This window comes from Edwardsiella piscicida (assembly GCF_021733145.1).
GTDB lineage: Bacteria > Pseudomonadota > Gammaproteobacteria > Enterobacterales > Enterobacteriaceae > Edwardsiella > Edwardsiella piscicida.
This window is the reverse complement of the sequence record NZ_CP090968.1, coordinates 1,830,109-1,843,113: the sequence shown is the minus strand read 5'-3', so window position 1 is coordinate 1,843,113 and position 13,005 is coordinate 1,830,109. Positions and strand designations below refer to the sequence as shown.

Sequence of the window (13,005 nt, the reverse complement as noted above, 5' to 3'; positions counted from 1 at the left end):
CTGGCTTATAGCCCGGCAGCGCTTCCCTACTCCCGCGCTTCACCTATACGCTCGCGCTCATCGGCAACGGAGCAAGGCTTGATGGGCGTCGCGGACGTGATTATGATGACCCAAACTGACCCGAGATTCATACCTTGGCATCAATTGACCCACGCGGTGTGGCGTAATACGGTACGTCAGATGATTTTATCGACGTTATTCGCCATAGCGCTGGCGATACGCTCGCTACGCGATCAAATTGACGTCAAATTCGCCATGCCGCCGCGTTAAAAATGGCGTCGCTACGTGAAATCTGGAATGGAAATAGGATAACTACCCTGCTGATTTCGCCTAACGCATCCTAACGTCGCGCCTGATTATTCGCCGTATTGACAATGCTATCGCCACGAAATAACATATGAACACATATTCAATTGTTGGTATTTATGATGTTAACCGTCGCTGAAAGCACCGTCTCTGAACTGGCCGATATTTTTCGTCTCTTGGGTGATACAACTCGACTACGCATTACGCTGTGCTGTCGAGCGCATCCCATCGCCGTCGGCGATATTGCCGCTTCGCTGGATATTAGCCCATCGCTGGTCAGCCATCATCTGCGCCTCCTCCGCGCCGCTCGAATAGTGACGGCCGATCGTCAGGGTAAACAGGTATTCTACTTCGTGTCGGACTCGCATATTTCCCGGATGGTGGCCAGCATGCTGGAACATCTGGATGAGCCGCACCTGGATCTCGACTGAGGCTGCGCAGCCTCGCCCCTTTTATCGTTGCGCCAATGCAGGATCTTCTGCCATGAATCAACAGCAGCACATGCCGTTTTGCCGCGGCCCCGACGCGGATCACAGCCGTGAGGTGGCCAGTAAACGCAGCACCTGGATCAGCGTGGTCGTCAATAGTGTACTGACGGTGTTTCAGATCGTCGCCGGCGTTTTTTCCGGCTCTCAGGGGCTGATCGCCGACGGTATGCATTCGTTATCCGACTTGGCGGCAGACTTTGTCGTCCTCTGCGCCGTTCAGCGCAGTCCGCGGGCCCCGGATGTTCGTCATCACTATGGGCATCGGCGCTACGAGAATGCGGCCTCTTTGATCTTGGGAGGACTCCTGTTGGCCGTCGGTATTGGGATGATCGTTTCGGCCATCAATAAGCTCAGCGATCCGGCGGCCATTCCTACCGTGCATTACACCGCACTCGGCGTGGCGATAGCTGCACTGCTGGTGAAAGAGATACTCTTTCGCTACATGCTCGCCGTCGCCCATCGGGTTGGCTCTGGAATGCTGGTCGCCAACGCCTGGCATGCCCGATCGGACGCCGCCTCATCGTTGGTTGTCGCCATCGGGATCGCTGGAAATCTGCTGGGGTTTGGGTGGCTCGATCCCATCGCAGCGCTGATCGTCGGGGCAATCGTGAGCCGTATGGGATGGCGCTTTAGCGCGGATGCGCTGCATGATTTAACCGATCGGGCCGCCGACGCTGAGCAGAATGATGCCATCCGACGGGCTATTTTATCTACGCCCGGGGTCATCGGACTGCATGCGCTAAAAACCCGCAAAAGCGGCGATCTGATCCTGGCCGATGTCCATCTGGAAATTGACGGCCGGCTTAGCGTCACCGCGGGACATCATATCGCCAGCGAGGCGGAGCGCAGAGTGATGGCAGAACATCCGGTGCTGTGTCTGATGACGCACGTCGACCCCGTCGTTTGCGCACCCCCTCGCGGTTAACCCCGAACCGCCTCTATCACCCGCTGCAGCGGTCGGGGATCTGCCCTGAGAGCGGCGCCATCGCCGGCGCCGCACGCTGATAATCCGTGACAACGTCACGATGTGGCGCACCTCGCGCCGCCGGCGCCCTACTTTTCAAGGCGGCGCACGGGCGAAATAGCGCCTCGCTAGGCGCCGGCAAACAGGTATTTCGCGTTAACATCCTGCGCCAGCTGAGTAAACAGCTGGTTGGTTAGCCTCTGCGTCGTCTCTAACGCCTCCGCAAATACCTGCTCGCCAAAGCGCTGAAGCAGGCGGTCGGCCTCATCCATATCATCTTGATAAATATTAATATATTCAGACTCCATCGCCTGCTGCAGCTCGCTAAAGCGCAACTCTAATTGTTGATATGCCTGCTGAACGCTCGGTGCATAGCGATAGTAGTTGACCATAACCAGCGTCTGCAGCTTGCGAAACTGCCACTGCGCCGAGAACGTATCGGCCTCCCCGGCGGTAACCTCGCAATAGGCGGCTGGCACATCGCCCTGAGCGTTGGGATAAAACGGAATATAGAGCGAAATGCTGGGCATACCGTAGGATAGGTATATCACATCGCTCAGCGCGCGCGGCAAACCGCTGCGCGACTGTAGGATATGGGACTGCTGGGTGCGGAACAGTGATATCGGCCGCCAGGTATAGTCCGGCGTATCCGCATAGGGCTGCCTCCCCAGATTATCGTATGTGTTGCGTAGCCCTCGCTTAACCGATTCCACATCCAGCGCAGCGCTGGGCGCTTCGAATACCGCAAACTGCTGCGGCTGCTGCAGCGTTCTGTCCGGATCGGGGCGATACAGCTGCTGCAAGGCATACACCCGCGGATAGTTATAATAGCCGTCGAGGCGATCGTCATGGCGCGTATAGGCCCGCTCAAAATTGAAGGCCCCCTCGCGCTGGGGATCATACAGTCCATGCTGAAGGGCAAAGTCGATCAGCGAGGCCGACGCCATATAGCCGTCGTGGTCGTCGGGATCATAGTCGCGCAGGCGTCCCTGATTGCCGGTAACAAAATAGCCGTGCGGCGGCAGTTTAGCGGCCAGCCACTGGTGCGCACTGCCGGTCTCCAGATACCAAATCTCATCCGAATCGATAAAGGCAACGCCAAACCCCTCACCGGCGCCCTGCTCTTCAATCATTTTACCCAGGCGCGATACCCCGTCCCGCGCGGAGTCGATATAGGGCAAAACAATATCGACAATGCTGTCCTCGGTGATCCCACTCTCGCTCAGATAAGGATCGTGTAACAAGGCTTGCTCACTGGCAAAAATCGTCTCGGTGGCGCTCATTCCGACGCCGCGCTGATTAAATCCGGCGGCGCCCCAGGTCATCTGCGCCGCCGTTTTTCCGACTTTACCGTTAGCGAATGCGCTATAGCCCTGCGCCGTTTGGGGTAGCGGCCAGCTAAAGGCATTTTCATTGGCATGAAACAGCCCACGCTGATCCGCCTTCGGCGGATGCTTGAGCAGTACCTTCGACAGCAGCGGATCGTGGTCCTCGGTGCGGGCAATAATACGCGAACCATCGCGTGTCGCCGCCGCGCCAATCAGAATAGTGGTACATGAATCTTGGCTTATCGGCATGGTCGATGGGGAAGCAGCAGATACAGAAGAGACCTTCATTGTTCAACTCCTCGAGCCTGAGGGGAAATGACGTCAGTCATGACGCGTTACGTCGCAACGATCAGCTTCAGCATACGCCATATATTGCCATGGCGCATTTAGGCTGCGGCAATAATTCCCGCTGCGTATCCGTCTGCGCAGGGCCTAACCGTTATGACTATTTTCCATACATTAAACAGTTATTTTTTGTTACCCATTCGCCGGCAATACGGCTAAATTTAACAATAGGGCCAATAGGAGAAACAATTATGTACAGAAATATTTTAGTACTACTTGACCTTAAAACCGGATCCCAAGAGGACATTCAGCTATTGAGCAAGGGCGTTCAGCTGGGTGAGCGTCTGCAGGCAACCCTGCATCCGGTACATGTCGTGCTCGATATTGATCCGGGCGATGACGGCGGAAACTCACCCTACTTTTCTCAGCTAGAGGATCAGGCCGAAACGCTGAAGCACACCATTGGCGCCGCATGCCCAGAAATTACTATTATGATCAGCAATGATTTTTCTGCATCCCTGGAGGACTTTATTCAGCAGCAGCAAATCGACTTGGTGATTTTGGGGCACCACAACAGCGCGTTTGCACAGAAATTTGTCTCCTTTCTTTCCGTGGCGAAGAACACCATTGACGCCATAAACATTGATACGCTGATCGTCCCGTTAAAAGGTAACTGAGTTAGCGAATCCAGATAGACCCGGCATCTTTATCGCCGGGTGCTATCCTTAAGTTAACTGACATCTTGACCCGTTGCCTGGATCACCATGAAGCCTCCGCGCGCGATTCCCTTTTATTTGCATATTGCCTATCTGTTTATCGGACTGCTGCTGGTCTTCTCTTGCCTGATCCTATGGTATCAATATCACGCCAGCACCCGCCTGCTCTTGGGGACGACGTACAATCATTATCGCAGCGTCGTCAGTGAAACCGCGAATGAAATGGAGCAGGCCTACCACAGCGGCTCGCTGCTGGTCGAGCTGCTGGCTAACCAGCGCAACGATATGGCGACGCAGCCATTGGCAGATCGCCTGCAGCATCTGCCGTTCTATGTCACCGCATTACGCAATAGTCCTAAACTAGCCGCGCTCTATACCGGCTATGATAACGGCACGTTTTTTCTGGTCCGTCGCTATATTCCGTCGGCTGAAATGATCCGCCAGTTCGATCCGCCGGCGGGAACCGCCTGGATGGTACAGAGCCAAACGCTGAACGGCGATGGCAAAATAACGGGAAGCTACCTGTTTTATAATGATAAATTAACCCTCCTGGAACAGCGCGGCGTCGCCGCCTATCGTTTTGATCCGCGCATGCGTAACTGGTATCAGATGGCCAGCGATCCGGGCATGCTGCACAGCACCTCGCCATACCGCTTTGCCAGCGGCGGCCTGCTGGGGATCACGCTCGCGGCACGCATGGTCAACGCCCCCGGCGTTGCAGGCAGCGATATTCAGCTTAATGGATTAGATGCGATGCTGCAGGCGGCGCGCATTACGCCCAACAGCCATCTGGTCCTCCTCAACGCCCAGGGGCAAATCCTCGCCAGCGATCTGGGACTGCCTGGACTACTGACCAACAGCCTGGGTATTGTCCACCTTCCTACGTTGGCCGATACCGACAACCCGCAGCTGCTCCCGCTGGCCCAGCTTAGCCGTATGCCGCCCTTACAGCCCGTCTCGCTGGATCTTGCCAACGGCGAACGCTGGGAAGGTATGCCCTTTACCTTTAAGGTATTAGGGGGAGAAACGCTGCGCCTGCTGATGGCCTCGCCTACGGCGGAGCTGATGGCCAGCGCCCGACAGGACGTCGGCCAAATGCTGCGGATCTCGCTGCTGATCCTTGGGTTGGGGCTGATCGGCGCGATATGGCTGGCGCACCGCGCATCCAAGCCGTTGAATCAGCTGGTTAATGAAGTCAAGAAGATCGAAGAGTTCCGCTTTGATGAGCCGGTCAATGTGCAGAGTAACATCGTTGAAATTTATCGTCTGGCCAAAGCATTCGGGAAAATGAAAGAGAGCATCGACCACTTTATGGCGATCTCTCTGGCGCTGGTCGGCGAACGTCACCAGCCCGTACTATTGGCGCGGATCCTGGCCGAAATGACCAGCCAGACCCATGCGATGGGGGGATTAATCCTGCTATCTCAGCAGGGGGGGCTGCACCCGGTTCAGTCGCGCTGGCAGGAAACAACCACGACAATCGATGAACGTCATACCTGGGTCTCTGCTGCCGGGATGGGCCTGCTCCAGCGAATGCAGCAGCAGCAGCTCATCCGGCGCACTATCGATCCGCCTACGCTAGCGGCGGCCTTTCCGGCGTTTCCCCCGACGATCCGGCCGCTGACTCTGCTACTGCTCCCCTTGAGAAACGCCGCGCAAGAGTCCCTGGGGCTGCTGATCCTGTTCATCGATCATCAGCACTTTCCCGTCTCATCGCGTATGCTGGCCTTCGCCCAGGCGCTGGCCGGAACGGCCGCCGTCGCGCTGAATACCCAGCGCCTGCTGGATGAGCAAAAGCGCCTGCTGGAGGATTTTATTCGTATCATCGCCGGCGCCATCGATGCGAAGAGTCCGCATACCGGAGAGCATTGCCAGCGGGTTCCCGTGCTGGCCAAGCTGCTGGCACAGGCGGCCTGCGACCAAAAACAGGGCCCCTTTGCTGACTTCTCTCTCTCTGACGATGAGTGGGAGGCGCTGCGCATCGCCGCTTGGCTACACGACTGCGGCAAGGTGACGACGCCGGACTCCGTGATGGAAAAGGCCACCAAGCTGGAGACCCTGTATGACCGGATTCATGAGATCCGTATGCGCTTTGAGCTGCTAAAACGGGATGCTGACGTCGCCTACTGGCAAGGCATGGCGGAAGGCGGCGATCCGACGACGCTGGCGCGGGTGCGCGATACGCTAAAATTACAGCTGGATGAGGAGTTTGCCTTTGTCGCCGCCTGTAACCGCGGCAGTGAATCCCTGTCGCCGGAGGCGATTGAGCGTCTGCGTGCCATCGCCCTACGAACCTGGACCCGCACCCTTTCCGATAGAATCGGGCTCTCCGCCGATGAGACGCAGCGCAAGCAAGCGACGCCGGAATCGCCCCTGCCGGTGAATGAACCGCTGCTGGCCGACAGAGCGGAGCATCTTCTGCCGCGCCACGGTAACGAACTGCTGGAGGCCTATCGTCAGCAGGGATTTACCATGGATATACCGCAGTATCAGTATCATCATGGCGAGCTGCATAATCTGACCATCGTGCACGGAACCTTAACCGACGAGGAGCGCTTTAAGATCAATGAACACATTATTCAGACGATTCTAATGCTGAATCAGCTGACCTTTCCCCGTCACCTGCAGCAGGTGCCCAATATTGCCGGCAGTCATCATGAACATATCGACGGCTCCGGCTACCCACGGGGGCTGATCCGCAGTCAGATGTCGATACAGGCCTGTATCATGGCCGTTGTCGATATTTTTGAGGCGCTTACCGCCAGCGATCGTCCCTATAAACCGGCGAAGACGCTATCGCAGACGCTCACGATCATGAGTGAGATGTGCCGTCGAGAGCATATCGATGCCGATGTATTTTGTCTGTTTCTACAAAGCGGCGTCTACCTGGACTACGCTAAGCGCTACCTACGCCCAGAGCAAATGGATCGGGTCGATATTGCTATGCTGATAAATAATTGCCGGGGGAAATCGGATCGGAGCGCAGAGGCCTCATCGGTATAAAGAAAAAGGGCATGCCCTCGCGATGGGCATGCCCTTTTAAATAGGTATTATTTGTTAGCGCTACGCAGTGCGTTTCTCAACAAGATATACCCGCAGCTTAAAATCACACCCAGCAGTAAGGACAAGACCAAAATTAAAGCACGCTTTTGCCCTACTTTATCCACCGATATATTAGTCGCATTGAATATGGATAAATTATCTTCAGTGAGCTTGAATCCATTAATCGAATCAAACATTTCCTGCATGTCAAAATAGCTGGCGTTAAACTTCAGCGGTAAGTTTTTTTCATGCTCAATCATTGTGTTTAAGATTGGAACGCCAAGCATAAACAGCATATCATCAGATATTTCTCCGGATGCCGGGTTAAGCTTGGTCTGTTGGATATTCATCTGGTTCGCCAGCTGTAGCGCATTTTTCAACACGCTAATGCGATAGTCTCGCTGCGCTCTGGCGCTATTTTCCTGAGCCTGCATCTGTATTTTCAAGCTATTAGCGCGTTCACGTAGCGAACTGTACATCAACGCATCCAGCTGCTTACGCGCATCATCACTCAGCGAAATTAAGGCTGATTGCAAGTTTTTCTTCGCCAGTGCCGGATCGTTTGCCGTTGAGGAAACAATAAACGTCTCGGCGGTGGTGCCGGGACGAATACTGATATCCATCCCGGAGAGAATTTGAGCATTAGCCATAGCGATAAACGTATTAAATACATTGCCGGTTATTTTGGCATCATCGATAACGGGGGCGTTATCCCCGTCATTCATCGTCCAGACCTGGCTCAGCATGACCCCTGCGGGATAATTTGCCAATTGGTTAAGATAAGGCTTCGAAAGCGTTGACTCCGCCGTCCATTTTGGCGTAGTCAACATGATATAAAGGCCAGCGATAGCGAGAAACATGATTGAAACACAAAAAACAATCACTTTCCCTTGCCATAGCTGCCTAATGATATCAAGCAGATCGATCTCATCATTGACATGGTTTACTGGTTTTTCATGCATCTTGCATAGTCCTTAATATGTCGCATGTTTATACGTAGTAACGTAAATCCCTGTTAAGAATATCTCGATTTTAATAAGACAGGTAGTATATTACGAATAAAAAACATAGAATTTTAAAATATGATATGTATCGAATTATTATCATGATTACATATTAGGATAATTCTGGCATTCTGATAGACAGTGTTCCATTACGGTGCGTAACGTCGGCGGTTGTGAAACGTTGCAAAGGCGCATCAAATTTATCCACACGCGAGGGAGTGAGTATGAACGTTTTCATTACCGGGGCTACCGCCGGGTTTGGTGCGGCGATCGCCCGTAAGTTTATCCGCCATGGCCACCACGTTATCGCCGCCGGACGGCGCCTCGAGCGGTTGGAGGCGCTACGCGATGAACTGGGCGATACGCTGACGGTCGTTCAGCTGGATGTCCGCAACCGGGCCGCTATCCAGGATGCGATCGCGCACCTGACGCCGGTGCAGCGCACGATCGATCTGCTGGTCAATAACGCCGGACTGGCTCTGGGGCTGGAGCCCGCCCATCAGGCGGATATCGATGACTGGGAAACCATGATCGACACCAACGTCAAAGGCGTCGTGAACATGACTCGCGCCCTGCTGCCGGAAATGGTCGCCCGCAACGCGGGTCATATTATCAATATCGGCTCAACGGCGGGCAGCTGGCCCTACGCCGGCGGCAATGTCTATGGCGCGACCAAGGCCTTTGTCCGCCAGTTCAGCCTTGGCCTGCGGGCCGATCTGCACGGAACCCGAATCCGGGTAAGCGACATTGAGCCCGGCCTGGTCGGCGGTACCGAATTCTCCAGCGTCCGCTTTAAAGGCGACGAGCAGCGCGTCACCCGTACCTATCAAGATGCGCATGCCCTGACCGCCGACGATATCGCCGAGGCGGTGTTCTGGGTGGCAACGCTACCCCCTCACGTCAATATCAATACGATGGAGATGATGCCGGTCTCCCAGTCGTTCTCACCCCTGGCGGTCTATCGCGGCGAATAGGCATTCGCCGAATGGCTATAGCGTCATAGAGAAAATCATGGCAGATTGAATCAATGACGCTCTGCGCGGTCTGAAAAGTGCATTTCGCTGAGGACAACACTGTGAAGATAGAGAAACGACATCAACTCGTCCGTTTGATTCCCCTGCTGCTACTGCTCGGCGGCATCGGTTGGCAAAGCGCCGCGCAGGCCGCCAGCTGCGAGGCTGGCAGCACCTGCGTCTTTGGCTCCAGCGGTGGACAAGACAACTCGCTGACCAAAGAGCAGGCGCGTGAACAGCGGGAGCAATGGGACCAAACCCGCCCTTTGCGTAGTAAGGTCAACACGCACGTTGAGAAAGAGTTTGATAAGGCCGATCGGGCCATCGAACAGCGAGAGCGCTGTGAGCGCAGTTTGAACGTCAACGCCTACTGGGAACCAGGGACGCGCCGCTGCCTGGATCGTCAGAGCGGGCGTCCGTTAACTCCCTAACTGACAGGTATCATATGCATAAACCTATCTTATTCTCCGCCCTGCTCCTGGCACCGTTGTTCTCTTATGCCGCCGTCTCCTCCTGCGAAACCATCCGGGATGAGATTAGCCAGAAGATCGTAGCCAACGGCGTCCCGCAGGACGCCTTTACGCTGGAGATCGTCCCCAACGATCAGGTACAGCAGGCGAACGGTCAGGTCGTGGGTCACTGCGGTAACGACACACAGAAAATTATCTATATCCGTACCGACGGCGCCGAACCTGGCGCCCACGCGACGCCACGCTAAACGCCTAGGCCGCCGACGGCGGCCTAGGCTATTTATGATCCCCGATCTCTTCAATCCGTTCGCGCAGCCCCGCCCCTGCCGGGATCAGCCATGCCGCCAACAGGGCAAGCCACGCCAATAGCGCCGCTGCAATAAACACCGCGTGCAGCGACGCCGCGACCGGTGCCAGCAGCGCGCCGACCTCCTCCGTCGCCGGCTGAGCCCGCAGGGTCATCAGCCGCTGTACCGGATCGCTCACCTGCGGTAGACGCCAGGCCAGATTCAGGTTGAGCGTCGCGCCAAGAATTGCGGTGCCCAGCGCAGAGCCAAGCATACGGGTAAACACCGTGCAGGCCGTCGCGATACCGCGCATGGCGTGCGGCGCGCTGTTTTGGACCGAGACCAGGAAGGTGGTATTGGTCATTCCCATCGCCGCGCCAATGATAAAGGCCGAAATCCGCCCCCACCACAGGCTCCCCTGCGGGGTCTGCCACAGCAGGCATAGGCTTCCCGCAATCAGCAACAGGGCGCCCAGCAGCGCCGTGGTGCGATAGGAGGTATGGGCCATCAGCCGACCGCTGAGCGTGCTCGCGATAGGCCAACCTATCGACATCAGGGCCAGCGTCGTACCGGCCTCCAGAGCCGAATACCCCATAACGCCCTGCACATAGGTGGGCAAAAACGCGGCGACACCCATCATGGCGGCCCCAACGACCAGCCCGCCGATGTTGCCGGCCACCATAATGCGCTGCCGCCAGAGTACGGCCGGGAACAGCGGCTCTGCCGCGCGCAGCTCCTGACGCCACAGTAAAAAACCGCTCAGCACGGCGATGGCCAGCAGCAGCAGCACCCACCGCCCCAGCCACTCGGCCTGCAGCAGTGACAGCAGCAGCGCGGTAATGCCGATGGCGAGCCAGGCGGTCCCGGCCAGATCCAGCGCATGGCGCCGCGGATGCCGCTGTTCGGGAAAATAGCGCCATAGCAAATACATCGCGCAACAGCCAATGGGCAAATTGATCCAAAAGACCAGAGACCAGTGGAAATGCTGGACGATAAATGCCCCCATCAATGGCCCAACGATCGCCGATACGCCCCAGACGCTGGAGAGATATCCCTGAATTCGGGGACGCTCAAGGGGGCCATAAACGTCGGCGATAATGGTGACGGCGATCGGCGTAATCGCGCCGGCGCCGGCCCCCTGCAGCGCGCGGAACGCGATCAGCCACAGCATGCTGTGGGCAAAGCCGCAGAGCACCGAGCCCAGCAGAAACAGCGTGGCGCCGATATAAAACATCCGTTTGCGCCCATGCAGATCCGCTAACCGCCCATAGATAGGGATAGAGATCGCCTGTGTCAGCAAATAGGCGGCAAATACCCATCCCAGCAGGGAAAAGCCGCCCAAATCGGCAATGATGGTTGGCATGGCGGTAGAGACAATCGTTACCTCAATCGCCGCCATAAAGGTGGCAAGCATACAGGCTGCCAAGACCAGTACCCGCTTCGGGCTTATCGATGTCGTATCCGTACTCATAGGGCCTATGTCGTCGAAAATCCTGCGACTATACTAGCACGGAGAGATAAGACGATTCCCACTTACTTTCCTGGCCTGCGCCTTTCCGCAGCCCTTACCACCAGATTTCAGCCTGCACCCCAAAGCTGAATTGCTCGGGACGCTCATCCTCAAAAGAGAACTGTGAGATATCATTATGCAGCGTCTTAATCCAGGTCGTATAGAAACGAATTTCAGGACGGGAGCGCAGCATGCTGGTATCAACTTTAAACGCGTGATATAGCGTCATCTTATATCCCTCTTCATGATAGCGGCCGCGATTTGCCCGATTCACCTGGTTAAACCAGCCGACCTCAACGCCGCTCTGGTTAAAGTCATTCCATATATATGCAGGACGTAGCACGGCGCGGAATGAGTCAAAATCGGTATGCGCCCCGCTGGCATAGCTATACACATCGTGTCCCCATGCATACACCAATGCGTTAGCCATGATGATTTTAGGGTGTAGGTACATCTCCCCCTGCGAGATTAGGCGAAAGGCGTTGCCATTATTATGATCGCCGTGATAATACACGCCGTCGCCATAGTGAGGATTGGCATCAGAGATACTCATAAAGCCACTGGCCACAGAGTTATTGGCTGCCTGAATAACAAACTCGTTAAATCCGCCGTTTTCAAAGCGCTGCCGTACGATTCCCGCAGCTAACCAGGCATCCTGAATGGAGAAGTATTCATTTGATTTGGCTGCGTGACTGCGATTAGCCAGGTTGTATCTGGCCGCAATATCCAGCGTTGCGTTATGCCACAGCGGGATATCTTTATAGCGGAGCTCGATGGCGTTGGTATTCACCGGCGTACTGGTGTTGTAATCCCTAGCGTAAAGCTTTAAATCCTGGCGCAGCAGCGTAACGTCTATATTTCCAGGCCCTGCTTTTATATTCTCCAAGCCAACACCGCCCGCCGATACGGCCCAGTTGGCCTTCCAATCCAGCATCTGAATCTCATAGAACGGCAGCGCATTTTTCCCCACCCAAAAGGTTGTCTCCGGCATAAACGGGATAAAGCCGGTGGTGGTGACATACAGGTTTGAAAACTGCAGCAGATTGTCTTCAAACGTATTAAACCAGGCCGTCGTATAAGCGTTGCTGACGTTACCATCCAGCTGTACCACCGCATTGACCGTTTTCCCTTGGTTGGCGTAAACACGCTTATCCAGGCGGAGATCAAACCAGGCGCCATACTCATCCCCCAAGCGCCCCAGGGAGCCAACGGCATAGGGACGCGGGCTGCCTCTACTGCTGCTTGCCCAGCCGCCGCGAAAGTAACCGCTGTAGCGGAGCCACAGATCATCACTCGGCGACGCAGCCGCCCGCTGGCGCTCGGCCTCCTGTTTCTCCAGCGCATCCAGACGCTGCTCGACGGAAGGCGATGAGGCCAGTAGAGCCCCCGAATACAGCGCCGATAAGATTATCAATATTTTTGCCTTTAGCTTATTTCCTTGGCTCATAGCAGATCCCTCATAGACGAGATAAAGCCGTTGTACCGACGCAGTGAACCGGCGCCGCAACGCTATCGGTGTAAATTACGGATATAGCAACCACCTCCACTGCAGGATCGTTCAATACCGCAAAACGTCATTCCGCGAATAAAAG

The 13,005-nt window shown here is 55.7% G+C and carries 11 protein-coding genes; 7 read left to right on the top strand and 4 right to left on the bottom strand.

Annotated features, from left to right (window positions below; genetic code table 11):
• The first annotated feature begins 425 nt into the window (after positions 1-425).
• Together L1P05_RS08430 and L1P05_RS08425 are read left to right on the top strand one after the other, a co-directional pair.
• Positions 426-737: an ArsR/SmtB family transcription factor gene (locus tag L1P05_RS08430; RefSeq protein WP_012848572.1), complete on the top strand. Its 312-nt coding sequence runs from the start codon at positions 426-428 to the stop codon at positions 735-737.
• Positions 738-789: 52 nt separating this feature from the next.
• Positions 790-1,719, top strand: a complete 930-nt coding sequence (locus L1P05_RS08425) for a cation diffusion facilitator family transporter (RefSeq protein WP_012848571.1) — start codon at positions 790-792, stop codon at positions 1,717-1,719.
• Positions 1,720-1,886: 167 nt separating this feature from the next.
• On the opposite strand, the gene L1P05_RS08420 is transcribed toward L1P05_RS08425, so the two are convergent.
• A complete protein-coding gene (locus L1P05_RS08420; protein ID WP_012848570.1) occupies positions 1,887-3,374 on the bottom strand; it encodes a C69 family dipeptidase in 1,488 nt (495 codons plus the stop codon).
• A gap of 248 nt (positions 3,375-3,622) precedes the next feature.
• On the opposite strand from L1P05_RS08420, the gene L1P05_RS08415 reads away from it, so the two are divergent.
• Together L1P05_RS08415 and L1P05_RS08410 are read left to right on the top strand one after the other, a co-directional pair.
• On the top strand, positions 3,623-4,048 hold the full coding sequence (locus L1P05_RS08415) for a universal stress protein (protein ID WP_012848569.1): 426 nt from the start codon (positions 3,623-3,625) through the stop codon (positions 4,046-4,048).
• An 87-nt stretch (positions 4,049-4,135) separates the two neighbouring features.
• On the top strand, positions 4,136-7,090 hold the full coding sequence (locus L1P05_RS08410) for an HD domain-containing phosphohydrolase (protein WP_012848568.1): 2,955 nt from the start codon (positions 4,136-4,138) through the stop codon (positions 7,088-7,090).
• A 47-nt stretch (positions 7,091-7,137) separates the two neighbouring features.
• Here L1P05_RS08410 and wzzB read toward each other — a convergent pair whose 3' ends face one another.
• Positions 7,138-8,091, bottom strand: a complete 954-nt coding sequence (gene wzzB / locus L1P05_RS08405; protein WP_012848567.1) for an LPS O-antigen chain length determinant protein WzzB — start codon at positions 8,089-8,091, stop codon at positions 7,138-7,140.
• Between the two features lie 266 nt (positions 8,092-8,357).
• On the opposite strand from wzzB, the gene ydfG reads away from it, so the two are divergent.
• The 3 genes from ydfG to L1P05_RS08390 all read left to right on the top strand — a co-directional run bounded on the left by ydfG (position 8,358) and on the right by L1P05_RS08390 (position 9,864).
• The gene (ydfG, locus tag L1P05_RS08400; protein WP_012848566.1) at positions 8,358-9,107 is read left to right on the top strand and encodes a bifunctional NADP-dependent 3-hydroxy acid dehydrogenase/3-hydroxypropionate dehydrogenase YdfG; all 750 of its coding nucleotides are present in this window, start codon (positions 8,358-8,360) and stop codon (positions 9,105-9,107) included.
• Between the two features lie 134 nt (positions 9,108-9,241).
• Positions 9,242-9,577, top strand: coding sequence for a DUF1283 family protein (locus L1P05_RS08395; protein ID WP_012848565.1), 336 nt, complete (start codon positions 9,242-9,244; stop codon positions 9,575-9,577).
• A 14-nt stretch (positions 9,578-9,591) separates the two neighbouring features.
• Entirely contained in the window at positions 9,592-9,864 is a 273-nt protein-coding gene (locus L1P05_RS08390; protein ID WP_012848564.1) for a DUF1161 domain-containing protein, read from the top strand.
• 28 nt (positions 9,865-9,892) lie between these two features.
• On the opposite strand, the gene L1P05_RS08385 is transcribed toward L1P05_RS08390, so the two are convergent.
• Both L1P05_RS08385 and L1P05_RS08380 read right to left on the bottom strand, forming a co-directional pair.
• Entirely contained in the window at positions 9,893-11,374 is a 1,482-nt protein-coding gene (locus tag L1P05_RS08385; RefSeq protein WP_041692517.1) for an MDR family MFS transporter, read from the bottom strand.
• A 94-nt stretch (positions 11,375-11,468) separates the two neighbouring features.
• Entirely contained in the window at positions 11,469-12,860 is a 1,392-nt protein-coding gene (locus L1P05_RS08380; protein WP_012848562.1) for a carbohydrate porin, read from the bottom strand.
• Positions 12,861-13,005 lie beyond the last annotated feature (145 nt).